Genomic DNA, 26116 nt, shown 5'->3' with positions numbered 1-26116 from the left:
GCGAGCCTAGCACTTCGGGTGCGACCGACTCGATCCCGGTCGCCGTAGGGTTGCAGGAGTGACGAGCAGCGACTCCTCCGTCCCTCCGCCCGAGCGGCCGCCCGGCGAGGCCCACCCGGTCCTGGTGGTGGACTTCGGGGCGCAGTACGCGCAGCTGATCGCCCGGCGCGTGCGCGAGGCCGGCGTCTACAGCGAGATCGTGCCGCACACGATCACGGCGGCCGAGGTCGCGGCGCGGCAGCCCGCCGGCATCGTGCTGTCCGGCGGCCCGTCCAGCGTCTACGAGGACGGCGCGCCCTCCCTCGACCCGGGCGTGCTCGAGCTCGGGGTGCCCGCGCTCGGCATCTGCTACGGCTTCCAGGTGATGGCGCAGCAGCTCGGCGGCACCGTCGCGAGGACGGGGGCGCGCGAGTACGGCTCCACCGCCGTGCGGCTGGCGGACGGCGCGACGGACGGCCCGCTGCTCGGCGGCCAGCCGGACGAGCAGACGGTCTGGATGAGCCACGGGGACTCGGTCACGCAGGCCCCGGAGGGCTTCGCGGTGCTCGCCTCGAGCGCCACGACGCCGGTGGCGGCCTTCGCGAGCCCCGAGCGCGGGATCTACGGCGTGCAGTGGCACCCCGAGGTGCGGCACTCCGCGCACGGCCAGCGGGTGATGGAGGGGTTCCTGCACGCCGCGGCCGGGATCGGGGCAGACTGGAACCCGGGCAACGTGATCGCGGAGCAGGTCGAGCGCATCCGTGCGCAGGTCGGCGACGCGCGGGTGGTCTGCGGGCTCTCCGGCGGCGTCGACTCGGCCGTCGCGGCCGCGCTGGTGCAGCGCGCCGTGGGCGACCGGCTCACGTGCGTCTTCATCGACCACGGGCTGCTGCGGCAGGACGAGGCCGAGCAGGTGGAGCGCGACTACGTCGCGGCGACCGGCGTCAACCTGAAGGTCGTGGACGCCGCCGACGTCTTCCTCGCCGCGCTCGACGGCGTGTCCGACCCCGAGACGAAGCGCAAGACGATCGGCCGCGAGTTCATCCGCGCCTTCGAGCGCGCGGCCGCCGAGGTGGTCGCGGAGGGCGCCGAGTCGGGGGAGCCGGTCCGCTTCCTCGTCCAGGGCACGCTGTACCCGGACGTCGTCGAGTCCGGCGGCGGCACCGGCAGCGCGAACATCAAGAGCCACCACAACGTGGGCGGACTGCCGGAGGACCTCGAGTTCGAGCTGGTCGAGCCGCTGCGGACCCTGTTCAAGGACGAGGTGCGCGCGATCGGCCGCGAGCTCGGACTGCCGGAGGTCATCGTCGGGCGGCAGCCGTTCCCGGGGCCCGGCCTCGCCATCCGGATCGTGGGCGCGGTCACCCGCGACAGGCTCGAGACGCTGCGCCGCGCGGACGCGATCGTTCGCGCCGAGCTGTCCGCGGCCGGGCTGGACGAGGAGATCTGGCAGTGCCCCGTCGTGCTGCTGGCGGACGTCCGCAGCGTGGGCGTGCAGGGGGACGGGCGCACCTACGGGCACCCGATCGTGCTGCGGCCCGTGTCGAGCGAGGACGCGATGACCGCCGACTGGACGCGGCTGCCGCACGACCTGCTCGCCCGCATCTCGAACCGCATCACGAACGAGGTCGCCGAGGTCAACCGCGTCGTCCTCGACGTGACGAGCAAGCCGCCCGGCACCATCGAGTGGGAGTGACGCGGGCGGCGCTCAGCCGCGGCTGAGCGCCGCGGGCGTCGGAGCCCCCGGCGCCGGCACCTCCCGCTGCACCGTCGCGCCCTCGGCGCCCTCCTCGATCTGGCGCCACAGCTCCGCCTCGGCGCGAGCGGCGAGGTCGATCAGCGCGACCTGCTCCAGCGCGCTCAGGTCGTCCGGGCGCGGGGTCCGGCCGAGGACGCACAGCGTGCCGATCCGGTAGCCGTTCGGGGCCTCGAGCGGGTGGCCGGCGTAGAACCGCCAGCCGTCGTCGGCGAGCGGCTGCCCGGCGAGGTCCGGCACGACGTAGGGGCCCTCCTGGCGGATCGCGCGGTTGCACGGCGCGATGTCGCGCGGTGCGGAGCGCCGGTCGAGACCGGCGGCGGCCTTGTACACGACGTCGTCCCCGTCGACCAGCGTGACGGCCGCCGCCTGGGCCCCGAAGACGTCCTGCGCCTGCTGCAGGAGGCGCTCGAGCACGGCGTTGCTGCCGCTGCCGGCGAGGCCGGAGGCGTCGACCGCCTGCTGCCGCAGCAGCTCGGGGTCCGGCGCGCGGCGCCGGCGTCGGGCGGTCGACGGCGAGTCCGCGACGGCGAGGGCGTCGAGGCGGGGCGCGAGCGTCGCGGCGAGCCGTGCGGCGAGCGCGGCGTAGTCGCCGGAGGTGCGGGGTGCCCGCTCGTCCGGGGCGGGCTCGAGCAGGACGACGTCGCCGCGGCGTGCGCACACGTCGCGCGTGGCCCGGTCGAGCGTCGCCGCGTGCCGGTCGCTGAGCAGCCGGCGCGGCCCCTCCGTCCCGCGGGTCCGCTGCAGCGGCACGACGGGCAGCACCACGACGACCGTGCCCGCGCTGGCGGCGGCGAGCAGCTCGTCGAGCGCGCGCTCGAGGTCCGCCGTCCAGCGGTCGACGGGCGTCAGGGCGGCGGCGTCCGTCGCACCGACGCTGAGCACGACCGCGTCGGACTCCGACAGCCGGTGCTCCCGCAGCAGCCGCGGCACGCGATCGACGAGCAGCCCGCGCTCCGCGACGACGTCCACGACGGCGCCGCGGCCGGTCGTGGTCGCGAGGCGCCGGGAGAGGTGGCCGGGCAGGGCCAGGGCCTGGGTGCGCACGCCGAAGCCGATCACCGGGCCGTTGCCGATGAGGAGCACGCGGTCCGCCCGCAGGCCGGCGACGGAGCGGCGGGGCGAGTCGAGCGGTGTCGGGACGAGGTCGAGCTCGCGCTGCACCCGCCGCACCCACCGGGCGGCGATCGGGATGAGCAGATCGGGGATGGTCACGCGGAGCCTCTCGTTGCGGGAGGGCGTCAGCGTATGGAGCCGGTCGCCGGGGCGGGGCGGTTCCGGCGGGCGACGCGGCGACGTGCTCCGTGCGCCGCGCATCCGGTGCACGGAGACGTCGGAAGGGGGCCGGGTCCCCTCTGGGACCCGGCCCCCTTCTGAGGCGGTGGCGCTAGTTGCTGCCGCGCAGGATCGCGATCAGCCGCAGGAACTCGACGTACAGCCACACGATCGTGACCATCAGGCCGAAGGCGCCGGTCCAGCCGTACTTGGCCGGCAGGCCGCGGCGGACGCCCTGCTGGATCTGGTCGAAGTCCAGCACCAGCGCGTAGGCCGCCATCAGGATCACCAGCACCCCGAGCAGGGCGCCGAGCGGGATCACGCCGAACACCGGGTAGCTGCGCAGGCCGAACTCGGCGGAGCCGGTGACGCCGAACAGCTGCAGGCCGACGTTGACCAGGCTGAAGACGAGGTAGCCGACCATCGCGATCAGGAAGATCTTGGTCGCCCGCTTGGACGCCCGGACCTTGCCGCTCGCGAACAGCGCGAGCGTCACGCCGAAGGTGATGAACGTGCCGAGCACGGCCTGGGCGACGATGCCGTCCCAGCGCGTGTTGAAGATCGCCGAGATGCCGCCGACGAAGAGGCCCTGCGCCGCCGCGTAGGCGACGATCAGCGGCACGGACGGCTCGCGCTTGAAGGTGTTGACCATCGCCAGCACGAAGCCGACGATGGCGCCCGGCAGGGCGAGGATCGGCACGAACCAGCCGACCGCGGAGGTCGCCAGCAGCACCGCGAAGAGCACGACGGTCTTGACCGCGGTGTCCTCGTAGGTCATGCGGCCCATCTCGGAGCCGGTGGCGGACGGGCGCTCGTAGAGGTCCTGCAGCTCGACCGCGCTGGCGACGTCGCCGTTCTTGAAGGCGGGGTTGTTGGAGAGGGCGGGGTTCGCCATGGTTCCTTTTCCGTCTCGTGAGGTCCGGCACAGGCTGCGCCGGGCCCAAGATTCTACGGATCCGGGCGGCGCGCCGCGGCCCGCCGTGCTATGCGCTTCCTATGGATCCGCGGAACCCGGCGTACCCTCGCGCGCGTGCCCGCTCCGCTCCTCATCGCCCACCGCGGCGCCTGCGGCTACCGCCCCGAGCACACCCGGTCCGCGCTGCTGCTCGCGATCGAGCAGGGCGCCGAGGCGCTGGAGGTCGACGTCGTGCCGACCGCGGACGGCGCGCTCGTGGTGCGGCACGAGCCGGAGCTGAGCGGGACCACCGACGCGGCGCGCCGGCCGGAGCTGGCAGACCGGCTGCGGGTCCGCGTCGTCGACGGCCGGCGCCGGCGCGGGTGGTTCGCGGAGGACCTGACCCTGGCCGAGGTGCGGACCCTGCGCGCCAGGGAGCGGCTGCCGCGGCTGCGCCCCGGCAGCGCCGCCCACGACGGACGCGAGGGCGTCCTGACGCTCGGCGAGGCCCTCGGGATCGCCCGTGCCGGCGGGGTCGGCCTCGTGATCGAGCTGAAGCACTCGGCCCGCTCCGCCGCGCTCGGGCTGCCGCTGCCCGCCCTGCTGCAGGAGGCGCTCGCCGCGGCTCCGGCCCTGCCGCCGGTGACGGTGGAGAGCTTCGAGCACGACGTCCTCGACGCGCTCGCCGCCGACGGCCTGCCCCATCCGCTGGTGGCGCTGGTCGGCCACCGGCCCCTGCGCGACCACGCCCTCCTGGCCGACCCGGCCGCGCTCGCGCGCTTCGCCGGCGTGAGCCTGCGGACCCATCTCGCGCGGCCGCGGGTCGTCCACCCGCTCCGCGAGCGGGGCCTCGACGTGTGGGCCTGGACGCTGCGCCCCGAGAACCGCTTCCTGCCGCCGCACCGCCGCGCGGCCGGCCCGTTCGGCCGCTACGCGGCGCACTGGCGACGCCTGGCGGACGCCGGGCTGACCGGCGTCTTCGCCGACCACCCGGACCTCGTGCGGACCGTGCTCGGCGGCGCCCGCGCCGCCGTCGGAGGGCCCGCCTAACATCGGACGCATCATGGTGCAGGTGGTGCAGACGTCCCTCCCGACGACCTCCTCCTCGCTGCTCGACGGGTTGAACCCGCCGCAGCGGGAGGCGGTGCTGCACCGCGGCCCGGCGCTGCTGATCGTCGCGGGCGCGGGGTCCGGCAAGACCCGGGTGCTGACGCACCGGATCGCCTCGCTGCTCGAGACGCGCGAGGCGTGGCCGAGCCAGGTGCTCGCGATCACCTTCACCAACAAGGCGGCCGGCGAGATGCGCGAGCGGGTGCGCCAGCTCGTCGGGCACGCCTCCGACGGGATGTGGATCTCGACCTTCCACTCGGCCTGCGTGCGGATCCTTCGCCGCGAGGCCGAGGTGTTCGGGTACGCCAGCGGCTTCACGATCTACGACTCCGGCGACACCCGCGCGCTGCTGAAGCGGATCATCAAGGAGCACGAGGCCGACGTGCTCGGCTTCTCGGTCGCGAACGCCGGCGCCCGCATCTCGAAGCTGAAGAACGAGCTGGTGGACGCGGAGACGTTCAGCCGGGAGGTGAACCTCGCCGACCCGAAGGAGGCGATGTTCCTCACGATCTTCCGCGAGTACACGCGCACCCTGCAGGCGGCGAACGCGTTCGACTTCGACGACCTCATCGCGCAGACCGTCTACCTGTTCCGCGCCTTCCCGCACGTCGCGGAGCCCTACCGGCGGCGCTTCCGGCACATCCTGGTCGACGAGTACCAGGACACGAACCACGCCCAGTACGCGCTGATCCGGGAGCTGACGAAGCCCGCTCAGAACCTGCCGGGCGCCTCGCTGACCGTCGTCGGCGACTCGGACCAGTCGATCTACGCGTTCCGCGGCGCCGACATCCGCAACATCGTCGAGTTCGAGCAGGACTTCCCGCAGGCGCGCGTCGTCCTGCTGGAGCAGAACTACCGCTCCACCCAGACGATCCTCGACGCGGCGAACGCCGTCATCGCGAACAACTTCGACCGCAAGCCCAAGAACCTCTTCACAGCCGACGGGCCGGGCGCGAAGATCACCGGCTTCACCGGCTACTCCGGCCACGACGAGGCGCAGTTCGTCGCCGACGAGATCGAGCAGCTGCACCGCGACGGCACCGAGTACCGCGAGGTGGCGGTCTTCTACCGCACCAACGCGCAGACGCGCGCGCTCGAGGAGATCCTGATCCGCTCGGCCGTGCCCTACCGGATCCTCGGCGGCACGAAGTTCTACGAGCGCGCCGAGATCAAGGACGCGATGGCGTACCTGATCTCCGTGGCGAACCCCGCGGACGCGCTCGCCGTGCGGCGCATCCTGAACACCCCGAAGCGCGGCATCGGGCCCGCCACCGAGACCCAGCTCGCCTCGTTCGCCGAGCGGAACGGGATCACCTTCCGCGCGGCGCTGCGCCACGCGAAGGAGATCGGGTTCGGCCCCAAGGTCGCGAAGGCGATCACCGACCTGTCCGACCTGCTCGACGAGGCGACCGCGATGACCGCGCCGCCCGAGCCGGACATGGCGCCCATCCCGGTCTTCGACGTCCTGAAGCTGCTGATGCAGAAGTCGGGGTACATCGACGTCCTCCGCGCGAGCCGCGACCCGCAGGACGAGGCGCGGATGGAGAACGTCGAGGAGCTGCTCGCGGTCACGAAGGAGTTCCAGCGGAACAACCCCGACGGCCAGCTGATCGACTTCCTCACGGAGACCGCGCTCGTCGCCGCCGCCGATGAGCTCGACGACTCCTCCGGCACGGTCTCGCTGATGACGCTCCACACGGCGAAGGGCCTCGAGTTCAAGGCGGTGTTCCTCACCGGCATCGAGGAGGACCTGCTGCCGCACCGGATGAGCGCGAACGAGCCGGGCGGGGCGGCGGAGGAGCGGCGGCTGTTCTACGTCGGCATCACCCGGGCGCGCGAGCGGCTGTACCTGTCGCTCGCGATGACGCGCAACAGCTACGGCGAGACGTCGGTCAGCGCGCCGAGCCGCTTCCTCGCCGAGGTGCCGGCGGACCTGATCGAGTGGCGGCAGTCGCCGGGGATGACGGGGCCGGGCGCCGGAGGGCGGGTGGCCGGCAGCCTCGCCTGGGGCTCCTCCTCGGCCTCCGGGGCGGGCGCGGCGGCGGAGCGGCCGAAGGCCGACTGGGGCGCGAACCGCGTCACGGGCAGGGTCCGCGACAACGGGGACCTGGAGCTCGCGCCGGGCGACCGCATCCGCCACGACGACTTCGGCGAGGGGCGGGTCAGCGCGGTCACCGGCGTGGCCGCGAAGCGGATCGCGGAGGTGCAGTTCGACACCGCCGGCCGCAAGCGCCTGCTGATCAAGGTCGCCCCGATCACGAAGCTGTGACCCCGAGACCGCCTGCCCCGCCCGCCCCGCTGGTCGAGGTGCGAGCGCAGCGACCCCTCCCGCTGGTCGAGGTGCGAGCGCAGCGAGCCTCGAGCGGTGTCCTGAGGCCCTCGAAGGGACCACCCCGGCCCGCGGTCGCATGCTGATCCGGCCGTTCGCCGACGCCGACGAGGACGCGGTCGTCGCGCTCTGGCGCGCCGCCGGGCTGGTGCGCCCGTGGAACGACCCGCACCGCGACATCGACCGCAAGAAGCGGGTGCAGCGCGACCTGTTCCTGGTCGCCGAGGACGCCGGTGCGCTCGTCGGCACCGCGATGGCCGGCTACGACGGGCACCGCGGCTGGGTCTACTACGTCGCGGTGGCGCCGGACCGGCAGGGGACGGGCATCGGCCGGCTGCTGATGGCGGAGGTGGAGGCGCGCCTGCTCGCGCTCGGCTGCCCGAAGACCAACGTGCTGGTGCGCTCGGGCAACGAGGCCGTGACCGCCTTCTACGAGCGCCTCGGCTACACCGCGGACGCCGCCGTCGGGCTCGGCAAGCGCCTCATCCCCGACGACTGATCCCCGCCGCCGGGCGAGTGCGTCAGCAGGAAGCGCTCGCCGTGGCGCCGCCTCAGCGCCTCGTCGTCGGGCGGCGGGACGCGGCGGCCGGAGGGGAGCGTCAGGTCGTGCGGACGCGGAGCGCGGGGCGCGACGCGGCGGTGCGCTCGGGGGAGGCCGTCTCCTCCCGGGCCGTGACGGCCGGCACCGGCTCCTCGAGCACGGCGGTCTGCTGCAGGGCCTCGCGCTCCGCCGTCGACAGGTGCTCCTGCAGCAGCATGCGCACGGCCGCGACGTGGGCGCCGTCCGCCATCTCGAACTTCTGCACGCCCGAGCGGGTGACCGTCACGGCGTGGATCCGGCCGGACTTCTGGCGCTCCAGCAGCTCCCGGTGCTCCATCCGCGTCAGCTGGTGCGAGAGGCGGCTCTTGTCCCAGCCGAGGCCCGCGGCGAGCTCGGCCTGCCGCAGCTGGCCGTCGGGCGCCGCGACCAGGCAGCGCAGCACCTCGAACTCGGCGGTCGACAGGTCGGCCGCGCTGCGGATCTGCTGCTCGACGATGCCGGTCGCGAGGTCCGCGAGGCGCTGGATGAGCCGCCAGGTCGACGCCTCGCCGTTGGTCAGCTCTCCCGCCACCTTCGAACCGTAACCCCGCCGGGGTTGACGCGGCAACGGTCCCGCGTCAGGAAGCGCGCGATGAGCCCCCGGTAGGGTCGGTCCGTTCCGCGACACGAGGGAGATGAGGCGCGTCGATGGACCTCTTCGAGTACCAGGCCCGTGATCTGTTCGAGCGCTACGGCGTACCGGTCCTCGCCGGCGTCGTCGCCGACACGCCGGAGGACGCCCGTGCGGCGGCCGAGCGCCTCGGCGGCGTGACGGTCGTCAAGGCGCAGGTGAAGACCGGCGGGCGGGGCAAGGCGGGCGGCGTCAAGGTCGCGAAGTCGCCCGACGAGGCGGAGGAGGCGGCTCGCGCCATCCTCGGCCTCGACATCAAGGGCCACGTCGTGAAGCGCCTGATGATCGCCGCCGGCGCGCGCATCGACCGGGAGTTCTACTTCTCGGTGCTGCTCGACCGGGCGAACCGCAGCTACCTCTCGCTCTCCTCCTACTCCGGCGGCATGGAGATCGAGGAGCTCGCGGTGGAGCGCCCCGACGAGCTGGCCCGGATCGAGGTCGACCCGCTGGAGGGCGTGACCGCCGAGAAGGCCCGCGAGATCGCGGTCGCCGCGAAGTTCCCCGAGGAGCTGGTCGACAAGGTCGCCCCCGTCTTCGAGGCGCTCTGGAGCGTGTACCGCGACGAGGACGCGACGCTCGTCGAGGTGAACCCGCTCGTGCTCACCGAGACCGGCGAGGTCATCGCGCTCGACGGCAAGGTGACGCTCGACGACAACGCGGCGTTCCGCCACCCGGAGCACGAGGCGCTCGCCGACGCGGGCGACGTGGACCCGCTCGAGGCGAAGGCGAAGGAGCACGACCTCAACTACGTCAAGCTCGACGGCGAGGTGGGCGTGATCGGCAACGGCGCGGGCCTCGTGATGTCGACGCTCGACGTCGTCAGCTACGCGGGGGAGAAGCACGGCGGCGTGAGGCCGGCGAACTTCCTCGACATCGGCGGCGGTGCGTCGGCCGACGTGATGGCGGCCGGGCTCGACGTGATCCTCGGCGACCCGCAGGTGAGGAGCGTCTTCGTGAACGTCTTCGGCGGCATCACGGCGTGCGACGCGGTCGCGAACGGCATCGTCGGCGCGCTCGGCAAGCTGGGCGACGAGGCGGACAAGCCGCTCGTCGTCCGTCTCGACGGCAACAACGTCGAGGAGGGGCGCCGCATCCTCGCGGAGGCCGCGCACCCGCTCGTGACCGTCGTCGACACGATGGACGCCGCCGCCGACCGGGCCGCCGAGCTCGCCGCCCACTGATCGAGGAAGAGGAAGCAGCAGCATGTCGATCCTGATCGGCGACGAGACCAAGATCATCGTCCAGGGCCTCACCGGGTCCGAGGGCACCAAGCACGCGACGCGCATGCTCGCCTCCGGCGCGAAGGTGGTGGGCGGCGTGAACCCGCGGAAGGCGGGCACGACCGTCGAGATCGGCGGCGAGAGCCTGCCGATCTTCGGCACCGTGCGCGAGGCGATGGAGGCCACCGGCGCGGACACCAGCGTCATCTTCGTGCCCCCGGCCTTCGCGAAGTCGGCCGTGGTCGAGGCCGTCGAGGCGGGCATCCCGCTCGCGGTCGTGATCACCGAGGGCATCCCGGTGAAGGACTCCGCCGAGTTCTGGGCGCTCGCGAAGCAGAAGGGCGGCGCGACGCGGATCATCGGCCCGAACTGCCCCGGCGTGATCAGCCCGGGGAGGTCGAACGCCGGCATCATCCCCGCGACGATCACCGGCAGCGGGCCGATCGGGCTCGTGTCGAAGTCGGGCACCCTGACCTACCAGATGATGTACGAGCTGTCGGACATCGGCATCTCCACCGCGGTGGGCATCGGCGGCGACCCGATCATCGGCACGACGCACATCGACGCGCTCGAGGCGTTCGAGGCGGACCCGGAGACGAAGGCGATCGTCATGATCGGCGAGATCGGCGGCGACGCCGAGGAGCGGGCCGCCGAGTACATCAAGGCCCATGTGACGAAGCCGGTCGTCGCCTACGTCGCGGGCTTCACCGCGCCGGAGGGCAAGACGATGGGGCACGCGGGTGCCATCGTGTCGGGCTCCGCGGGCACGGCGCAGGCGAAGAAGGAGGCGCTGGAGGCCGCGGGCGTCAAGGTCGGCCGCACCCCCAGCGAGACCGCGGCGCTCATGCGCGAGGTCGTCGGCGGCTGACGCGGTCGCCCCGCGGTCGGGACAGGCCGCGGCGCATCCGCGGAGCGGGCGCGGGCCGACCGTAGTCTCGCCCGATCGTGACCACGACCCTCGAGGCCCCGCCCGCGCCGCCGCGCCCCGCGCTCCGTCGCGGGCGCGTGGTCGGCGCGGCGCTGCTCGGCGCCGTCGACGGCCCGCTCGGCATCGCCCTGCCGTTCGCCGTGCTGGCGGCGCTCGGCGTGCTCGCCTGGGCGGGACTCGGCGCGCCGACGGACTGGACGACCTGGATCCGTGCCGCCGCGGTCCTCCAGCTGCTGGGCCACGGGGTGGACGTGCGGTTCCCCGGCTTCACCGCGACGGTCGCCGTGCTCGGCCCCGCGCTCGTCACCGCTGCCGCCGCGGTGCGCGCGGGTCGGCGCGCGGCCGGGACCGCGGCGCCGCTCGCCGCCTGGGCCGGGGTCGTCGCCGGCACCGCCGCGGGCGCAGCCGGGCTGCTGCTCGTGGGGACGTCGCCGGAGGCGCGACCGGTCGCCTGGCAGGCGGTCGTGCTGCCGAGCGCTCTGGTCGCAGTGGTCGCCCTGGCGGCCCTGCGGCGCACCCGGTCCGCGGCGCCGCTGCCCCCCGGGGTGCGGGCGGGGCTCGCCGGGACGGGCCTGCTGCTCGCCGCGGCCGCGGCGGGGACGGCGCTGCTGCTCCTCGCCCGCTTCGCCGACGTGGTCGCGCTCTACGAGGGCCTCGACGCCGGGCCGCTCGGCGGGCTCGTGCTCACGGCCGCGCAGGCGCTCGCGCTGCCGACGCTGGTGGTCTGGGGCGCCGCCTGGACCACGGGCGCCCCGATCGCGCTCGGCGCGGGCTCGGCGACCAGCGCCTTCGCCACGCAGGTCGGCCCCCTCCCCGGGCTGGCCGTGCTCGGCCTCGTCCCCGCCGACCCCGGCCCGGTCGCCGCGGTCGCGCTGCTGCTGCCCGTGCTCGCGGGCTTCGCGGCCGGTGTGCTCGCACGGCGGTCCGGCGTGCGGACCCCCTCGCTGACGCTCGGCGCGCTCGCCGGCCTCACCGCAGGCGCCGCGATGGGGCTGCTCGCGCTCGCCACCGCCGGCGCCGCGGGGCCCGGGCGCTTCGGCGTGGTCGGCACCGACCCGCTGCTGGCCGCCGGGCTCGCCGCCGTCGAGATCGGCCTGCCGGCGATCCTCGGCGCCGCCGTGGTCCGGGCGCCGGAGCCGCCGGAGCCGCCGGAGGCCGACCAGTAGGCTCGGCGACCGTGCTGCGCCTCGTCGTCCTGATCTCGGGCGGCGGCAGCAACCTGCGGGCGCTGCTCGAGCGCTGCGACGACCCCGCCTTCCCCGCCCACGTGGTGGCGGTGGGCGCCGACCGCGACGCGACCGGGCTAGTGCACGCCGACGAGTTCGGCGTGCCGTCCTTCGTCACCCCGTGGCCGCAGTACGACTCGCGGGAGGCGTGGGGCGATGCGCTGCTCGAGGCCATCCGGCCCTGGGCGCCCGACCTCGTGGTGCTCTCCGGCCTGATGCGGCTGCTCCCGGAGGGCGTCGTCGACGCGCTGGCACCCCGGCTCGTGAACACCCACCCCGCCTACCTGCCCGAGTTCCCCGGCGCGCACGCCGTCCGCGACGCCCTCGCCGCCGGCGCGGCGGAGACGGGCGCGAGCGTCATCGCGGTCGACCACGGCGTCGACAGCGGCCCCGTCCTCGCCCGCGAGCGCGTCCCCGTGCTGCCCGGCGACACCGAGTCCACGCTCCACGCGCGCATCAAGCCCGTCGAGCGACGGCTGCTCGCCGACGTCGTCGAAGGCGTCGCGACCGGCCGCATCCAGCTGAAGGAGTCCGCGTGACCGATCGCGACCTCGTCCCCGTCCGCCGCGCGCTGCTGTCCGTCAGCGACAAGACCGGCCTCGCCGAGCTGGGCGCCCGCCTCGCCGCGGCGGGCGTCGAGCTCGTCTCGACCGGCTCGACGGCCTCGACGCTCCGGCAGGCCGGGCTCGAGGTGGTCGACGTCGCGGAGGTGACCGGGTTCCCCGAGTCGCTGGACGGGCGGGTGAAGACGCTGCACCCCGCCGTGCACGCGGGGCTGCTCGCCGACCTGCGCCGGCCGGAGCACGCGGAGCAGCTGGGCGCGCTCGGCATCGCGCCCTTCGAGCTGGTCGTCTCGAGCCTCTACCCCTTCGAGCGCACCGTCGCCTCGGGCGCCGCCGACGAGGACGTGATCGAGCAGGTCGACATCGGCGGCCCCGCGCTCGTGCGCGCCGCGGCCAAGAACTTCGCGAACGTGGCGGTCGTCACGGACCCCGAGGACTACGCGCTGATCGGCGGCGCGCTCGAGGCGGGCGGGACGACGCTCGCGCAGCGCCGATCGCTCGCCGCCGCCGCGTTCGAGCGGATCGCCGCCTACGACCGCGCCATCGCGGACTGGTTCGCGGGCGGCGCGGACCTGCGCTCCGAGACCCGGCGCTACACCGAGACCCCGCTCCGCTACGGCGAGAACGCCCACCAGGCGGCGGTGCTGCAGCGCGAGCCGGACGGCCGGGGCATCGCCCAGGCGGCGCAGCTGTCCGGCAAGGCGCTCAGCTACAACAACCTCGTCGATGCGGAGGCCGCCGTGCGCGCCTCGCTCGACTTCGACGAGCCCGCCGTCGCCGTGATGAAGCACGCGAACCCCTGCGGCATCGCCGTGGCCCCGCCCCGGGCCGTCGACCCGATCGCCGCCGCCCACCGGCTCGCGAACGACTGCGACCCCGTCTCCGCGTTCGGCGGCGTGATCGCGGCGAACCGCACGGTCACCCTCGGGATGGCGGAGGCGGTCGCCGGCATCTTCACCGAGGTGATCGTCGCGCCGGACTACGAGCCGCAGGCGATCACCGTGCTGCAGCAGCGCAAGAGCCTCCGGATCCTCCGGCTGCCGGACGGCTTCGAGCGGCCGCGGCGCGACGTCAAGCAGGTGTCGGGCGGGATGCTGGTGCAGGAGCCCGACCGGTTCGACGTCGTCGATCCCGGGACGTGGCGCCTCGCCGCCGGGCCCGCGGCGGACGACGCGACCCTCGCGGACCTCGCCTTCGCCTGGCGCGCCTGCCGGTCGGTCAAGTCGAACGCGATCCTGCTCGCCTCCGGCGGCGCGTCCGTCGGCATCGGCATGGGCCAGGTGAACCGCGTCGACTCGTGCATGCTCGCCGTGCGGCGGGCGGGGGAGCGCGCCGCGGGCTCGGTCGCCGCCTCCGACGCGTTCTTCCCCTTCGCGGACGGCGCGGAGGTGCTGCTGCGCGCGGGCGTGAAGGCGATCGTGCAGCCCGGCGGCTCCGTGCGGGACGCCGAGGTCGTCGCCGCGGTCGAGGCCGCGGGCGTCACCATGTACTTCACGGGCGAGCGCCACTTCCTCCACTGACCCCGCGGTCGCTGCGGCCGCCCGGCACCCCCGGGGCCGGGTGGTCTCGAGGCTCCTGCGTCGCACCTCGACCGGCGAGGGCGGGGCGGCGGCTCGACCGGCGAGGGGCGGGGCCGCGCGGCGCGGCGCGCAGCGGGAGTGCGCGTTCACATCGACCATTGTGCGGGCTCCGAGAACGGGCTTAGGATCGAAGGCTGTCGCGATCGCGGTCCACGGCGTCCTGCCGGGGATGATCGCGGCCCGACCGGGACACCGGCCGTCGAGGGACAGGAGGCCGCTGTGATCACGCCCGCCATCGAACTCGCCCTCCCCCTCCGCCCGCGCGTCGTCTGACCCCGCGCCCGCTCAGGTCCCTCCCGGGCTGCGTCCGTCGCAGCCTCCCTCTCGCGGTCATCGCCGCGCCCCCGAACGACCGCGTCCACGGCCGCCGACCAGGCGTCCGCCGCGAAGGGAACCCCCTGTGTCCGATCCCGTCCGTCCTCCCTCCACGCTCCAGGCGCTCGCGCGCCTCGGGCCGTTCGTCCGCCCCGCGCGCAGCCGGCTGATCGGGTCCGCCGTGATGGCGCTCGCGGCGTCCCTCGTCACGCTCGCCATCCCGCAGGTGCTGCGCTTCCTCGTCGACGGCCCGCTCGCCGACCGCGACGTCGCCGCCATCGGCTGGGCCGTCGGGCTCGTCGCCGTGCTCGGCGTGCTCGAGGCCGCGCTGTACACCGCCCGGCGCCTCTGGATCGTCAAGCCGGCGACCGGTGTCGAGATCGACCTGCGCCGCGCGCTGTACCACAAGCTGCAGGACCTGCCGGTGGCGTTCCACGACCGCTGGCCGAGCGGCCAGCTGCTGTCGCGCTCGATGACCGACCTCGGCCTGATCCGCCGCTTCATCGCGTTCGGGCTCGTCTACCTCGTCGTGAACGTGATCACGATCGTCGTCGGCATCGTGGTGCTCGGCTTCCTGAACCCGCTGCTCGCGATCGTGTTCGCCGTCTGCTCGATCCCGCTGTGGATCAACGGCTTCCGGTTCGAGCGCCGCTACCACGTGGTCGCCCGCCGCAGCCAGGACCAGCAGGGCGACCTCGCGACCCTCGTCGAGGAGTCGGTGCACGGCATCCGCGTCCTGAAGGCGTTCGGCCGCGGCCGGACCGCGCTGAAGCAGTTCATCGAGCAGGCGGAGCAGCTGCGCGGCACGGAGCTGGAGAAGGCGCGTGCCGTCGCCTCCATCTGGCTGTGGCTGCTGCTCGTGCCGGACGTCGCGTTCGCCCTGTGCCTGCTCGTCGGTGTGTGGCAGGCGAGCGTCGGGGCGCTCACGGCGGGCGGCCTCGTCGCCTTCTTCGCGACCGCGACGGTGCTGCGGTTCCCGCTCGAGTCCATCGGCTTCCTGCTGTCGATGCTGTTCGACACCCGCGCGGCCACCGACCGCCTGTACGAGGTGTTCGACGAGGAGAACGCGGTCGCCGACCCCGAGCAGCCGAAGCGCATCGCGGAGGCGCACGGGCGGCTCGAGTTCGCCGGCGTGCGCTTCGCCTACCCGGACGCGCCCGACTCCCCGCTGCTCGACGGCGTCGACCTCGTGGTCGAGCCGGGGGAGACCATGGCGCTCGTCGGGCTGACCGGCAGCGGCAAGACGACGATGGTCGAGCTCGCAGGCCGCCTGTACGACGTGACCGGCGGCCGCGTCCTGCTCGACGGCGTCGACATCCGCGACCTCACCCGGCAGGAGCTGCGCACGCACGTCGCGCTGGCGTTCGAGGACGCGACGCTGTTCAGCGCCTCCGTGCGCGACAACGTGCTGCTCGGGCGCCCGGACGCGGGCGAGGACGCGCTGCGGGAGGCGCTCGACATCGCGCAGGCCGACTTCGTGCTCGACCTGCCGCAGGGGCTCGACACCGTCATCGGGGAGGAGGGGCTGTCGCTGTCCGGCGGGCAGCGCCAGCGGCTCGCGCTCGCCCGCGCCGTCGCCGCGAACCCGGCGGTGCTCGTGCTCGACGACCCCCTGTCCGCGCTGGACGTGGACACGGAGGCGCTGGTGGAGGCGGCGCTGCGGCGGGTCCTGACCCGGACCACGGCGCTGATCGTCGCCCACCGGCCGTCGACCGTGCAGCTCGCCGACCGGGTCGCGCTGCTCGAGGACGGCCGCATCCTCGCGGTCGGCACCCACACGGAGCTGCTCGCGACCAGCGAGCGCTACCGGTTCGTCATCTCCAGCCTCGAGGACGAGCGCGAGGCCGGGCAGGAACGGCAGGAGGTGGACGCATGAGCACCGTGACGGGCGTCCGCGGCGAGGACCGGCGCGACTTCGACCGCGACGAGCGGAAGGCCCTGCGCCGGCGCTCGCTGCGGCTGCTCGGCAGCCTGCTCGCGCCGCTGAAGTGGCGGATCGCGCTGACGCTGCTCGTCGTCGTGGTCAGCACGGGGCTGCAGGTGATCGGGCCCGCCATCATCGCCTTCGGCATCGACACCGGGCTGCCCGCGCTCGTGCGCGGGAACGCGATGCCGCTCGGCGCGGCGGTGGTCGTGTACCTCGTCGCGGGCGTCGGCGCCGGGGTGATGGTCGCGTCCTACACGGTGCAGACCGCGCGGATCGCCCAGGCGATCCTGCTCGACCTGCGCGAGCGGGTCTTCGTGCAGACGCAGCGGCTCAGCCTCGAGTTCCACGAGCAGTACACGTCGGGCCGCATCATCTCGCGGCAGACGAGCGACCTCGAGTCGATGCGCGAGCTGCTCGACGGCGGCATCAACGAGCTCGTGATGAGCGTGCTCTACATGGCGTTCACCTTCGTCGCGCTCGCGCTGCTCGACTGGCGCAGCGCGGTCGTGCTGCTGTGCTCGTTCGTGCCGCTGTTCTTCCTCGTCCGCTGGTTCCAGCGCTCGAGCGAGACGGTCTTCCGCGCCTCCCGCGTCGCCTCGGCGAAGCTGATCGTGCACTTCGTTGAGACGATGACCGGCATCCGCGCGGTGCAGGCGTTCCGCAAGGAGCGCCGCAACGACGAGGACTACGGCGCGCTCGCGGAGGACTACCGGGCGATCAACGCTCGGGCGATCCGCCTGTTCGCGGTGCTCGAGCCGGGCCTCACGCTGATCGGCAACCTCGCGGTGGCGGCCGTGCTGCTGTTCGGCGCCTTCCGCGTGCTCGGGGGCGACCTCGAGATCGGCGCGCTGCTCGCGGCCGTCCTGTACACCCGTCGGTTCTTCGACCCGATGGAGGACGTCGCGACCTTCTACAACTCCTACTCCTCGGCCGCGGCCGCGCTGGAGAAGATCAGCGGGGTGCTGGAGGAGCGGCCGACGGTCCCGGAGCCGATCCGCGCCGTGCCGCTCGCGAAGCAGGGGGAGGGCCAGGGGCGCGTGCGCTTCGAGGAGGTGCGGTTCGCGTACCGCAGCGACCGCGAGGTGCTGCCCCGCTTCGACCTCGACGTCCCCGCCGGCCAGACGATCGCGCTCGTCGGCTCCACGGGCGCCGGCAAGTCGACGCTCGCGAAGCTGATCGCCCGCTTCTACGACCCGAGCGACGGGCGGATCACGCTCGACGGGGTCGACCTGCGCGACCTCACGTCCGCGGACCTGCACCGCGCGATCGTGATGGTGACGCAGGAGGCCTACCTGTTCAGCGGCTCCGTCGCGGACAACATCGAGCTGGGGCGCCCGGGAGCGACCCGGGACGAGATCGAGGCCGCAGCCCGGGCCGTCGGCGCGGACGCGTTCATCCGCTCGCTGCCGCACGGGTACGACACCGACGTGAACAAGCGCGGCGGCCGCGTCTCGGCGGGGCAGCGGCAGCTGATCTCGTTCGCCCGGGCGTTCCTCGCGGACCCCGCGGTGCTGATCCTCGACGAGGCGACCGCCTCGCTGGACATCCCGAGCGAGCGGCTGGTGCAGGAGGCGCTGCAGACGCTGCTCGCCGACCGCACCGCGCTGATCATCGCCCACCGGCTGTCGACGGTCGCGATCGCGGACCGCGTGCTCGTCATGGAGCACGGGCGGATCGTCGAGGACGGCCCGCCCGCGGACCTGATCGCGGGTACTGGCCGCTTCGCCGCGCTGCACGCGGCCTGGCGCGACTCCCTCGTCTGACGCGGCGCGAGCCCGTCAGCAGGACGTCGGCCCTGCAGCAGGAGATCCGCCCGTCGGATCTCCTGCTGCGGGTCGGATCTCCTGCTCGAGGGCGCGGTCGTGGGGGTTCCAGGCGGCGCGGGGGAGGTCGATGCGGTACCCGGCCGGTGTGGTCGCCGGCAGCAGCGGGGTGCCCTCGGCCTCGTAGTGCGCGCGGGCCGCGGCCTCGTGCCCGGTCGGCGGGTGGCCGCCGGCTCGGATCACGCGCCACCAGGGCAGCCCGCTGCCGTGGTAGCGCAGCACCATGCCGACGGCCCGGGCGCCCGGGCGGCCGAAGACCCACGCGACGTCGCCGTAGGTCATGACGCGGCCGGGCGGGATCGTCGCGACGACCTGCAGCACGGCCTCCGTGTAGTCGCCGCTCGTCTCGAAGACCGGGCTCACGGGGCGGGGAGGGTCAGAGGTCGAGCGCGGCGACCGTCTCGCCGAACGCGGTCTCGCCGACGTCCTGGAACCCGACGTGGTGGAAGAACGCCTCCGGGCCGGCCTCGCCGGGCTCGTAGATCACCGTCAGGCGCGTGAAGCCGCGGGCGCGGGCCTCGTCCGCGAGGCCGTGCACGGCGAACCGGCCGACGCCGCGGCCCTGCGCGGAGGCCTTCACGTTGATCTGCCAGATGCAGCAGCGGAACTCCGGGCGCGGCTCGTCCATGTCGAAACTGCCCTTGATGAACCCGACGACCTCGTCGCCGTCGAGGACCACCCGCGGCCACGCCGCGGTGGGCGAGATCGTCGCCTCGGTCTCCACGTGCGAGACCGGCGTCGCGTACTGCTCCTGCCCCGGCTTCAGCGTCAGGCCGTTCGCCGCGGAGGCCGTCGCGGCGGAGAGGGGTTCGAGGTGGAGGTCCGGCACGCCCTCAGGCTACCGAGCGGCGGCCCCGGCGGCACGCGGGCCCAGGAGGCGCATCGGCTCCGCTTGTACTGTGGATCGGCGCAACGGCGCGGATGACGAAGAGGAGAGCTCGCGTGGCGGACAAGATCAAGGTCGAGGGCACGGTCGTCGAGCTGGACGGCGACGAGATGACGCGGATCATCTGGCAGTCGATCAAGGACACGCTGATCCACCCGTACCTCGACATCGACCTCGAGTACTACGACCTCGGCATCGAGAAGCGGGACGAGACCGACGACCGCATCACGATCGACGCGGCGAACGCGATCAAGAAGCACGGCGTCGGCGTGAAGTGCGCGACGATCACGCCGGACGAGGCCCGCGTGGAGGAGTTCGGGCTGAAGAAGATGTGGAAGAGCCCGAACGGGACGATCCGCAACATCCTCGGCGGCGTCATCTTCCGCGAGCCCATCGTGATCTCGAACATCCCGCGGCTCGTCCCCGGCTGGAACAAGCCGATCGTGATCGGCCGCCACGCGTTCGGCGACCAGTACCGCGCGACGGACTTCAAGTTCGAGGGCCAGGGCACGCTGACCATCAGCTTCCAGCCGGACGACGGCTCCGAGGCGCAGTCCTTCGAGGTGTTCCAGAGCCCCGGCGGCGGCGTCGCGATGGCGATGTACAACCTCGACGAGTCGATCCGCGACTTCGCGCGCGCCTCGTTCAACTACGGCCTCGCCCGCGACTACCCGGTCTACCTGTCGACGAAGAACACGATCCTCAAGGCCTACGACGGCCGCTTCAAGGACCTGTTCCAGGAGGTCTTCGACGCCGAGTACGCCGACCGCTTCGCCGAGAAGGGGCTCACCTACGAGCACCGGCTGATCGACGACATGGTCGCCTCGTCGCTCAAGTGGGAGGGCGGCTACGTCTGGGCCTGCAAGAACTACGACGGCGACGTGCAGTCCGACACCGTGGCGCAGGGCTTCGGCTCCCTCGGCCTGATGACGAGCGTCCTGACCACGCCGGACGGCAAGGTCGTCGAGGCGGAGGCCGCGCACGGCACCGTGACCCGGCACTACCGCCAGCACCAGCAGGGCAAGCCCACGTCGACCAACCCGATCGCCTCGATCTACGCGTGGACGCGGGGCCTCGCCCACCGCGGCAAGCTGGACGGCAACCAGGCGCTCATCGAGTTCGCCGACACCCTCGAGGACGTCGTCGTGAAGACGGTCGAGAGCGGCGCGATGACCAAGGACCTGGCGCTGCTGGTCGGGCCGGACCAGCAGTGGCAGACCACCGAGGAGTTCCTCGCGACCCTCGCCGAGAACCTGCAGAAGCGACTCGGCTGACCCCATCATGGGCTCCCTGGTCTACAACACGAACCAGCCGATCCCGATCGACGACCGGGCGCTGGCCCACCTGCAGCTCGTCATCTACGGCAAGCTGCGGGCGCACGAGTCCTTCCCCTTCAGCTGGAAGGACGAGCCCGGCGTCGGCGACGGCCACGGGTCGATCTGGATCTCGCCGGGCGTGCCCATCACCTTCAAGTACGCCGGCAGCCGGGAGCCCTCGGTGAACCGCGAGTGGCTGCGGGTGCTCCGGGACGCGGCGAACCAGCCCTCGGGGCTGCGCCTCGTCCCGGAGCCGGACGGTCCGGGACGGTGAAGCGGATCGCGTACGCGGACGCCGTCGTCGGCACGGACGGCGAGGTGGCCGCGCTGGTGCTCGACTACGCCGCGCGGCTCGCGCGGCTCGGTCGGGCCGACACCGTCCGGATCCTGGCGCTGCCGGAGGGCGGTCGGCTGCAGGAGGTCTCGCTGCTGCTCGGGCCCTCGAGCCAGATCACGGTCTACGAGGACGACGAGCCGTTCGAGGGCGACGCCGCGCCCGCGGTCGCGGAGCTGCGCCGCCGGATCGCGTCCCTCGAGCTCCCGATCCCCGCCTCCGACGGGCCCGGTCTGGCGGACCCGGACGACGACGCCGCGCTGCCGACCGGTTGACGGCCGGCGGTCCGGTCCGTGAAGCCCGCAGGGAGGCAAGGAGCGCGACCCCGGGCCTCCGCGTGCGGTGTCCGGACCCGACCGCGGCCTGCTCGCCGCCGGTGCGCGTCACGACCTCCGTCCGACGAGGCGCGGCGCGCCCGTCGGCCGGCCCACGACGTCGAGCGCGACGGCGCCGAGCGGACGGGGATCGAGCCGCGCTCAGCGGAAGATGATCGTGCGGGCGCCGTCCTGCAGCACCCGGTGCTCCGCGAACCAGCGCACGGCCCGCGACAGCGTGCGGCTCTCCTGGTCCTGCCCGATGGAGACGAGCTCGCGCGCGCTGGAGGCGTGGTCGACCCGGACGACCTCCTGCTCGATGATCGGCCCCTCGTCGAGGTCGGCCGTGACGAAGTGCGCCGTCGCGCCGATCAGCTTGACGCCGCGGGCGTGCGCCTGGCGGTAGGGGTTCGCACCCTTGAAGCCGGGCAGGAACGAGTGGTGGATGTTGATCGCGCGGCCCGCGAGCCGCTCGCACAGCTCGGGCGACAGGATCTGCATGTAGCGCGCCAGGACGACGAGCTCGATGCCGAGCTCGTCGACCGCGGCGAGGACCCGCTGCTCGAACGCGCGCTTCGTCTCGGGCGAGGTCACCGCGCGCGCCTCGAACGGGACGCCGTAGAAGTCGGCGAGCCCCTCGAGGTCGCGGTGGTTGCCGAGCACGAGCGGGATCTCGATCGGCAGCTGGCCGCTGCGCCGGCGGAACAGCAGGTCGTTCAGGCAGTGGCCCGCCGTCGACACGAGCACGAGGGTGCGCATCGGGCGCCCGACGACGTCGATCCGCCACTCCGCCTCGAACCGGCGCGCGACCGGGTCGAGGTGCGCGGCCAGGCGCTCCGCGGTCGCGTCCGCCTCCACCTGCAGGCGGATGAAGAACCGGCCGGTGTCCTCGCTCGAGAACTGCTGGCTCTCCGTGATGTTGCCGCCCGCATCGACGAGCGCGCCCGACAGGGCGTGGACGATGCCGGGCCGGTCGGCGCAGACGAAGGTGAGGACCCGGTGGGTGCCTGCCGCGTCGGTCACGGCGTCAGCCTAGGGGCGCCCCCGCGGGCGCGCTCGGCCGCCCGCGACCTACGAAGTCCCTGCGCCCGCACCGCTGCGCGGCTCCGCTCGCTTATCGTGGGACGGCTGCGCTACCCGAGGAAGGCACCGATGACGGACCGCTCCACGCTGGACGCCCGAGCCGCGGAGGAGGTCCGCGACGCCGGTGAACGGATCGTCGCCGCCGTCGCCACCGTGATCGACGGCAAGGAGGACGTCATCCGCTCGGCGCTCGCCGTCATGCTGGCGGGCGGCCACCTGCTGCTCGAGGACGTGCCCGGCGTGGGCAAGACGATGCTCGCGAAGGCGCTCGCCCGCGCCACCGGCGGCACGATCAGCCGCATCCAGTTCACCCCGGACCTGCTGCCGTCCGACGTCACGGGCGTCAGCGTCTTCGACCAGTCGGTCGCGCGGTTCGAGTTCAAGCCCGGCGCCGTCTTCGCGAACGTCGTCGTCGGCGACGAGATCAACCGCGCCTCCCCGAAGACGCAGGCGGCGCTGCTGGAGTGCATGGAGGAGGCGCAGGTCACCGTCGACGGCGCCACCTGGCCGCTGCCGGATCCGTTCATGGTCGTCGCGACCCAGAACCCGGTGGACATGGAGGGCACCTACGTGCTGCCCGAGGCGCAGCGGGACCGCTTCATGGCGCGGATCTCGATGGGCTACCCGGACGAGAAGGCGGAGCGGGAGATGCTCCGCTCGCACGGCGCCACCCGGCCGCTGGAGGCGCTCGAGCCGGCGCTCGCGGCCGGCGAGCTGTCCGAGCTGATCCGAGCCGCCCGCGAGGTGTTCGTCTCGCCGGCGGTCGAGACGTACGTGCTGCGCATCACGGCCGCGACCCGGCGGCACTCCGAGGTCCGCCTCGGCGCCAGCCCGCGCGCGAGCCTCCAGCTGCTGCGCGCCGCCAAGGCCGCGGCCGTGCTGGACGGCCGCGACTTCGTGCTGCCCGACGACGTGGAGGCGCTGGCCGGCCCGGTGCTCGCCCACCGCCTCGTGCTGCGCCGCAGCGGCTTCGAGCAGCAGGGCTCGCTCGACGCGGACGCGCAGCGGCTCGTCACCCAGATCGTCGCCGGCGTCCCCGTCCCTCTGCAGTAGATGCGGAGCGGGGCACTGCTGGACCGCCTGCGCGCGGCCCGGCCGACCATCCGGGGCGGCGTCTTCGTCGCCGGCGGGGTGGTCGGCATGGTCGCGGCCTACGCGTCCGGCTGGTCCGCCCTGCTCGCGGTCGCCCTGTTCCTGCTCGGCGCCGTCGTCGCTGCGCTCGTCGTCGTCGTCCTCGCGCCTTCGGACGTGCAGGTCGAGCGCCGGATCGACCCCGGCATCGCGCTGCAGCGCGAGCCGGTGCGGGTGCGGCTCATCCTCCGCGGCTCGGCCGCGGGCGCGCTCGAGTGGTCCGAGCAGCTGCCGCACTCGGTCGCGGTGACGGGGCACGTCTCGGGCCGGCTGCCGGCCCTGCGCCCCGGCCGGCCGGCGACGCTGCTCGAGTACGAGGTGCGCGGCCGCGTGCGCGGCGAGGTGCCGATCGGCCCGCTGCGCGTGCACCGCACGGACCCGCTGCGCCTCGTCGTCTCCAGCCGCCGGGTCGGCCCGACCGACCGGGTGATCGTGCTGCCGCGGCTCTCGGACGTCGAGGCGCCCACCTCGCTGCGGCGGTCGGACCCGGACGCCGGTGCCGGCTCCGTGCTCGGGGCGATCGGCGACCAGCGCGACCTCGTGGCGCGCGAGTACCGCAGCGGCGACCCGCTGCGCACGGTCGACTGGCGGGCGACCGCGCACCGCGGCGAGCTGATGGTGCGCACCGAGTCCGCGGTGCCGACGGCGGCGACCGGCCTCGTCCTCGACACGCGCCAGGCCGCCTGGCCGAGCGCAGCGCTGTTCGAGGCGGCCGTCGAGCACGCCGCCTCGCTGGTGGCGGAGCTCGGCTCGCGGCAGGCGCCCGTCCGCGTCGTCGCCGGACGGCGGCAGGCGCCCTCGTCCACGGCGGAGGCGGGGCTGGTGCGGCTCGCCCTGGTCGGACGCGGCAGCGCGCACCCTCACCCGCCGGAGGCCGCCGCGCTCGCGGCCACGGGCGACGTGCAGGTGGTGCACCTGATCACCGGCACGGGGGAGACGCAGTCGCTGCGCCGGCTCGCCCCGCCCCCGCGCGGGGCGGACGGGCTGATCACCGTCGTGACGGGCGACGTCGGCACGGCCGCCCCGGAGGCGGCGCGCGGGTGGCGCGTCCGCGTGCTCGCGGTGGAGCGTGATCCCCGTGCGCGCTGACCGGGCCGGCGCGGTGACCGCGGCCTCGGGCGCGGCGCTGATGCTCGCGATGCTGTCCTTCGCTCCCGTCGTGCAGGGCTCGCTCTGGTGGTGGCGCTCACTCCTGCTGGTCGTCGTCGTCCTCGCGGTCGCGGCGCTCGCCCGCCGCGCCGGGCTGACCACCGCGGCCGTCGCGATGCTGGCGACCGCCGCGGTGCTGCCCGTGGCCACGCTGCTGACGCTCGGACCCGCGACCGTGCTGGACCTCGGCGCGCGGGGCAGCGCGAGCGCGCTGCTCGACGTGTCCGCGCAGGGGTTCCGGCAGATCGCGCTCGACTCCGTGCCCGCGCAGGGCACCCCGGAGCTCGCGCTCGTGATGGGCGTCGGGGCGGCGCTCGTGGCGATCGTGGTCGACGCGGTCGCGGTCGGCCTCGGCGCACCGATCGCCGGGATGCTCGTGGTGCTCGCGGTCGCCATCGTGCCGGGGAAGGCGTTCGCGACCGGCACGAACGGCTGGGTGCTGCTCGCCGTCGCCGCGTCCGCGCTGCTGGTGGTGGCCGCCGACCGGCGCCGGCGCGGGGCGCCGCCCCGGATCCGCGGGCTCGCCGCGGGCGGCGCGATCGCCGTCGTGCTCACGCTCGTGGCCCAGGTCGTGCTGCCGGCGCCGCAGGCGTCGATCGCGGCGGGGCCGGCCGCGCCGCTCTTCGGGACGAACGTCGACCCGCTCGTCCGGCTCGGCGAGAACCTGCGTCGCGGCGCGACGACGGACGTGCTCACCTACCGCACGAGCGGGCCCGACAAGGACGTGTACCTGCGGCTCGCGGTGCTCGAGGACTTCTCCGGCGACGTCTGGCAGCCGAACCCCGCAGACGGCCGCCCGCTGCGCTCGTCCGAGCCGCCGGACCCCGCGGGCCTGTCCGCGAACGCCTACGCCGGCACCCGCACCACCGTGATCACCCCCGCGACGGCCGAGGCCGTCGGCGAGCGGCTGCCCCTGCCCTACCCGGCCACGGCGGTGTCGGGGCTCGGCGGCGCCGACTTCCGGTGGGAGGATCGCGGCCTCACGCTGATCCGGAACGGCGGGGACCGGGTCGGCCCCTACACGGTGGAGAGCGCCGTGGTGGACGCGACGCCGGAGGAGCTGCGGCGCAGCTCGACGACCGCCCCGGCCGGCGACCAGCAGTCGACCGCCCTGCCCGCGCGCGTGCCGGCGATCATCACCAGCACCGCGCGCGCCTGGACTGCGGACGCGGGCACGGCCTACGACCAGGCGCTCGCGATCCAGAACCGGCTGCGGAGCGCGCCCTTCGCGTACGACGAGACGACGCCCGCGGAACGCGGCTACGACGGGGACGGGCTCGGCGTCATCGCCACCTTCCTGCGCGTCAAGGCGGGCTACTGCATCCACTACGCGTCGACGATGGCCGTGATGGCGCGGGTGCTCGGCATCCCGTCGCGCATCGTCGTCGGCTACCAGCCGGGCGACGCGGAGGGCTCGGGCGCCTCGCGGACGGTGACGACCGACGACCTGCACGCCTGGCCCGAGCTCTACTTCGACGGCGTCGGCTGGGTGCGCTTCGAGCCGACGCCCGGCCAGGGGGCCGTGCCCGCCTACGCGCCGCCGCCCACGGCCTCCGCCTCCGCCGAGGCCTCCGCGTCGGCGCCGGTGCAGGAGCAGCCGACGACCGCGCCGAGCACCGCGGCCGGGCCCGCGTCGGGCGGCGGGGTCGCGCTCGCGGTCGTGGCGGTGCTCTCCGTCCCCGCGCTGCTGCGGCTGCGCCGTCGCCGCCGGCGGCTCGCCGCCGGGACCGGCGGCGGCGCGACCGGCGGCTGGCGGGAGCTGATCG

General features: G+C 74.3%; 23 protein-coding genes. 17 read left to right on the top strand and 6 right to left on the bottom strand.

The window, feature by feature from the left end:
• Positions 1-58: 58 nt before the first annotated feature.
• Entirely contained in the window at positions 59-1675 is a 1617-nt protein-coding gene (gene guaA / locus ACFSBI_RS05975; RefSeq protein WP_377933023.1) for a glutamine-hydrolyzing GMP synthase, read from the top strand.
• Positions 1676-1687: 12 nt separating this feature from the next.
• Here the strand turns inward: guaA and ACFSBI_RS05970 are convergent, their stop codons facing one another.
• Both ACFSBI_RS05970 and ACFSBI_RS05965 read right to left on the bottom strand, forming a co-directional pair.
• Positions 1688-2950, bottom strand: coding sequence for a GDSL-type esterase/lipase family protein (locus ACFSBI_RS05970; RefSeq protein WP_377933022.1), 1263 nt, complete (start codon positions 2948-2950; stop codon positions 1688-1690).
• Between the two features lie 172 nt (positions 2951-3122).
• Positions 3123-3905: a Bax inhibitor-1/YccA family protein gene (locus ACFSBI_RS05965; RefSeq protein WP_377933019.1), complete on the bottom strand. Its 783-nt coding sequence runs from the start codon at positions 3903-3905 to the stop codon at positions 3123-3125.
• A 135-nt stretch (positions 3906-4040) separates the two neighbouring features.
• Here ACFSBI_RS05965 and ACFSBI_RS05960 point away from each other — a divergent pair, with 135 nt between their 5' ends.
• From ACFSBI_RS05960 to ACFSBI_RS05950, 3 genes are all read left to right on the top strand, one after another.
• Positions 4041-4955: a glycerophosphodiester phosphodiesterase family protein gene (locus ACFSBI_RS05960; RefSeq protein ID WP_377933017.1), complete on the top strand. Its 915-nt coding sequence runs from the start codon at positions 4041-4043 to the stop codon at positions 4953-4955.
• Positions 4956-4968: 13 nt separating this feature from the next.
• Complete coding sequence (locus tag ACFSBI_RS05955; protein ID WP_377933015.1) at positions 4969-7284, top strand: ATP-dependent helicase; 2316 nt, start codon at positions 4969-4971, stop codon at positions 7282-7284.
• Between the two features lie 139 nt (positions 7285-7423).
• Entirely contained in the window at positions 7424-7843 is a 420-nt protein-coding gene (locus ACFSBI_RS05950) for a GNAT family acetyltransferase (protein WP_377933013.1), read from the top strand.
• A 100-nt stretch (positions 7844-7943) separates the two neighbouring features.
• On the opposite strand, the gene ACFSBI_RS05945 is transcribed toward ACFSBI_RS05950, so the two are convergent.
• On the bottom strand, positions 7944-8456 hold the full coding sequence (locus tag ACFSBI_RS05945) for a MarR family winged helix-turn-helix transcriptional regulator (protein WP_377933011.1): 513 nt from the start codon (positions 8454-8456) through the stop codon (positions 7944-7946).
• A gap of 116 nt (positions 8457-8572) precedes the next feature.
• Between ACFSBI_RS05945 and sucC the strand changes: the two genes are divergently transcribed.
• The 7 genes from sucC to ACFSBI_RS05910 all read left to right on the top strand — a co-directional run bounded on the left by sucC (position 8573) and on the right by ACFSBI_RS05910 (position 18077).
• The gene (gene sucC, locus ACFSBI_RS05940; RefSeq protein WP_377933010.1) at positions 8573-9736 is read left to right on the top strand and encodes an ADP-forming succinate--CoA ligase subunit beta; all 1164 of its coding nucleotides are present in this window, start codon (positions 8573-8575) and stop codon (positions 9734-9736) included.
• Positions 9737-9758: 22 nt separating this feature from the next.
• The gene (gene sucD, locus ACFSBI_RS05935) at positions 9759-10643 is read left to right on the top strand and encodes a succinate--CoA ligase subunit alpha (RefSeq protein WP_377933008.1); all 885 of its coding nucleotides are present in this window, start codon (positions 9759-9761) and stop codon (positions 10641-10643) included.
• Positions 10644-10720: 77 nt separating this feature from the next.
• Positions 10721-11869: a cell division protein PerM gene (locus tag ACFSBI_RS05930; RefSeq protein ID WP_377933006.1), complete on the top strand. Its 1149-nt coding sequence runs from the start codon at positions 10721-10723 to the stop codon at positions 11867-11869.
• An 11-nt stretch (positions 11870-11880) separates the two neighbouring features.
• Complete coding sequence (gene purN, locus ACFSBI_RS05925) at positions 11881-12468, top strand: phosphoribosylglycinamide formyltransferase (RefSeq protein WP_377933005.1); 588 nt, start codon at positions 11881-11883, stop codon at positions 12466-12468.
• Positions 12465-14012 carry a bifunctional phosphoribosylaminoimidazolecarboxamide formyltransferase/IMP cyclohydrolase gene (purH, locus tag ACFSBI_RS05920; protein ID WP_377933003.1) on the top strand — a complete coding sequence of 516 codons (1548 nt, stop codon included), beginning with the start codon at positions 12465-12467 and terminating at the stop codon, positions 14010-14012. Before purN ends, purH begins: the two co-directional genes overlap by 4 nt.
• A 460-nt stretch (positions 14013-14472) precedes the next feature.
• Positions 14473-16263, top strand: coding sequence for an ABC transporter ATP-binding protein (locus ACFSBI_RS05915; RefSeq protein WP_377933001.1), 1791 nt, complete (start codon positions 14473-14475; stop codon positions 16261-16263).
• Positions 16260-18077 carry an ABC transporter ATP-binding protein gene (locus tag ACFSBI_RS05910; RefSeq protein ID WP_377932999.1) on the top strand — a complete coding sequence of 606 codons (1818 nt, stop codon included), beginning with the start codon at positions 16260-16262 and terminating at the stop codon, positions 18075-18077. Before ACFSBI_RS05915 ends, ACFSBI_RS05910 begins: the two co-directional genes overlap by 4 nt.
• A gap of 15 nt (positions 18078-18092) precedes the next feature.
• Here the strand turns inward: ACFSBI_RS05910 and ACFSBI_RS05905 are convergent, their stop codons facing one another.
• Complete coding sequence (locus tag ACFSBI_RS05905; protein ID WP_377932997.1) at positions 18093-18500, bottom strand: MGMT family protein; 408 nt, start codon at positions 18498-18500, stop codon at positions 18093-18095.
• A 13-nt stretch (positions 18501-18513) separates the two neighbouring features.
• Entirely contained in the window at positions 18514-18966 is a 453-nt protein-coding gene (locus ACFSBI_RS05900) for a GNAT family N-acetyltransferase (RefSeq protein WP_377932995.1), read from the bottom strand.
• A gap of 113 nt (positions 18967-19079) precedes the next feature.
• Here ACFSBI_RS05900 and ACFSBI_RS05895 point away from each other — a divergent pair, with 113 nt between their 5' ends.
• Genes ACFSBI_RS05895 through ACFSBI_RS05885 form a run of 3 tightly spaced genes read left to right on the top strand, consistent with a single transcriptional unit; the run spans position 19080 to position 20948 of the window.
• The gene (locus tag ACFSBI_RS05895; protein ID WP_377932993.1) at positions 19080-20297 is read left to right on the top strand and encodes an NADP-dependent isocitrate dehydrogenase; all 1218 of its coding nucleotides are present in this window, start codon (positions 19080-19082) and stop codon (positions 20295-20297) included.
• Between the two features lie 7 nt (positions 20298-20304).
• Positions 20305-20613, top strand: coding sequence for a DUF7882 family protein (locus tag ACFSBI_RS05890; protein ID WP_377932991.1), 309 nt, complete (start codon positions 20305-20307; stop codon positions 20611-20613).
• Positions 20610-20948 carry a hypothetical protein gene (locus tag ACFSBI_RS05885; protein WP_377932989.1) on the top strand — a complete coding sequence of 113 codons (339 nt, stop codon included), beginning with the start codon at positions 20610-20612 and terminating at the stop codon, positions 20946-20948. The genes ACFSBI_RS05890 and ACFSBI_RS05885 overlap by 4 nt, the downstream gene beginning before the upstream one ends.
• Positions 20949-21149: 201 nt before the next feature.
• On the opposite strand, the gene purU is transcribed toward ACFSBI_RS05885, so the two are convergent.
• The gene (gene purU / locus ACFSBI_RS05880) at positions 21150-22010 is read right to left on the bottom strand and encodes a formyltetrahydrofolate deformylase (protein WP_377932987.1); all 861 of its coding nucleotides are present in this window, start codon (positions 22008-22010) and stop codon (positions 21150-21152) included.
• Between the two features lie 129 nt (positions 22011-22139).
• On the opposite strand from purU, the gene ACFSBI_RS05875 reads away from it, so the two are divergent.
• From ACFSBI_RS05875 to ACFSBI_RS05865, 3 genes are all read left to right on the top strand, one after another.
• Positions 22140-23123: an AAA family ATPase gene (locus ACFSBI_RS05875; protein ID WP_377932985.1), complete on the top strand. Its 984-nt coding sequence runs from the start codon at positions 22140-22142 to the stop codon at positions 23121-23123.
• Entirely contained in the window at positions 23124-24290 is a 1167-nt protein-coding gene (locus ACFSBI_RS05870; protein WP_377932983.1) for a DUF58 domain-containing protein, read from the top strand. It begins immediately after the preceding gene.
• Positions 24280-26116 (top strand): transglutaminase TgpA family protein (locus ACFSBI_RS05865; protein ID WP_377932981.1); only part of this gene is annotated, 1837 nt, incomplete at its 3' end. The genes ACFSBI_RS05870 and ACFSBI_RS05865, both read left to right, overlap by 11 nt.

Origin of the sequence: Amnibacterium endophyticum, from assembly GCF_042680685.1 — a bacterium.
GTDB classification, from domain to species: Bacteria; Actinomycetota; Actinomycetes; order Actinomycetales; family Microbacteriaceae; genus Amnibacterium; species Amnibacterium endophyticum.
The sequence above is the reverse complement of the archived record's forward strand: the minus strand, read 5'-3'. Positions and strand labels throughout refer to the sequence as shown.

Bases quoted from the DNA above. Each gene is read 5' to 3' on its own strand.
- ACFSBI_RS05965 (WP_377933019.1), bottom strand. From the start codon at position 3,905: ATGGCGAACCCCGCCCTCTCCAACAACCCCGCCTTCAAGAACGGCGAC.
- ACFSBI_RS05955 (WP_377933015.1), top strand. From the start codon at position 4,969: ATGGTGCAGGTGGTGCAGACGTCCCTCCCGACGACCTCCTCCTCGCTG.
- ACFSBI_RS05950 (WP_377933013.1), top strand. From the start codon at position 7,424: ATGCTGATCCGGCCGTTCGCCGACGCCGACGAGGACGCGGTCGTCGCG.
- sucC (WP_377933010.1), top strand. From the start codon at position 8,573: ATGGACCTCTTCGAGTACCAGGCCCGTGATCTGTTCGAGCGCTACGGC.
- sucD (WP_377933008.1), top strand. From the start codon at position 9,759: ATGTCGATCCTGATCGGCGACGAGACCAAGATCATCGTCCAGGGCCTC.
- ACFSBI_RS05910 (WP_377932999.1), top strand. From the start codon at position 16,260: ATGAGCACCGTGACGGGCGTCCGCGGCGAGGACCGGCGCGACTTCGAC.
- ACFSBI_RS05890 (WP_377932991.1), top strand. From the start codon at position 20,305: ATGGGCTCCCTGGTCTACAACACGAACCAGCCGATCCCGATCGACGAC.
- ACFSBI_RS05875 (WP_377932985.1), top strand. From the start codon at position 22,140: ATGACGGACCGCTCCACGCTGGACGCCCGAGCCGCGGAGGAGGTCCGC.
- ACFSBI_RS05870 (WP_377932983.1), top strand. From the start codon at position 23,124: ATGCGGAGCGGGGCACTGCTGGACCGCCTGCGCGCGGCCCGGCCGACC.